Source organism: Vibrio sp. YT-17 (assembly GCF_033337375.1).
Classification (GTDB): domain Bacteria; phylum Pseudomonadota; class Gammaproteobacteria; order Enterobacterales; family Vibrionaceae; genus Vibrio; species Vibrio alginolyticus.
On the sequence record NZ_JAWOQP010000148.1, the window covers coordinates 1 to 1,171 of the forward strand.

A 1,171-nucleotide genomic window follows, 5' to 3' on the forward strand; every position below is an offset into this window, starting at 1 on the left:
AATTGAATTACATCACAATTTATTCTCACTAATGGTAATATCCGCATAAAAATCCACCTACCGCCCGTTTCTCCGAAGAGAAAAGCACCGTTGAGCTGTTTAATTCCTCAATAATTCACAGCGAATTTGTGTGCTTTAGGTAGTAATAATAGCCCGCAATGATTATAGTGTGGCCAACTCCATTGGTAAGTTAAGAAAAGATGTTTCAAGATAACCCGCTATTAGCCCAGCTTAAGCAGCAAATCCAAGAAAACCTGCCTAAAAAAGAAGGTTCAATCAAAGCAACAGATAAAGGCTTTGGTTTCCTGGAAGTGTACAGCAAGACCAGCTTCTTCATCCCACCAGCGTACATGAAAAAGTGCATTCACGGCGACAAAGTCGTGGCCATCATCCGTACTGAAAATGAACGTGAAGTCGCAGAACCACAAGAGCTGATCGAACAATCTCTTACTCGCTTTATCGGTCGAGTAAAAATGTTCAAAGGCAAGCTAAATGTCGTGCCTGACCATCCTCAACTAAAGAAATTGTCTCTAAAAGCGAAACTGAAGAAAGGTTTAAAGCCTGACAACTTCGCGGAAGGTGATTGGGTTGTAGCACATCTTGTTCGTCACCCGCTAAAAGGCGACAACACGTTCTTCGTTGAAATTTCAGAGAAAATCACTGACGCTGACGACAAAATCGCACCGTGGTGGGTAACGCTAGCGCAAAACGATCTACCAAACTCAGAACCTGCTGGCATTGAGAACTGGGAATTAAAAGATGACGCCGATCTAGAGCGCATCGACATGACTCATGTTCCTTTCGTCACAATCGATGGTGAATCAACCAAAGATATGGATGACGCGTTGTACGCGAAGAAAACAGAATCTGGTGATTTTGAGTTAACTATCGCGATTGCTGACCCAACTGCGTACATCACACCTGAAGACGAAATGGATAAAGTCGCGCGTGAACGTGGTTACACCATTTATCTACCAGGCCGTAACATCCCGATGTTACCTCGTGACCTAGCGGACAACCTATGTTCTCTAATTGAAGGCGAAATCCGCCCAGCAATCTGCTGCACCGTAACAGTGAGCAAAGACGGTGTGATTGGTGACGACATCAAATTCTTCGCTGCAAACATCAAGTCACATGCGCGCCTAGCATACGATCACGTTTCTGATTGGCT

Annotated in this window: 1 protein-coding gene; it reads left to right on the forward strand. The window is 44.3% G+C overall.

The genetic code is table 11. The annotated features are described in order from the left end of the window. Positions 1-200: 200 nt before the first annotated feature. On the forward strand, positions 201-1,171 hold a 971-nt coding region (locus R7F67_RS24550), incomplete at its 3' end, for an RNB domain-containing ribonuclease (protein ID WP_318057504.1).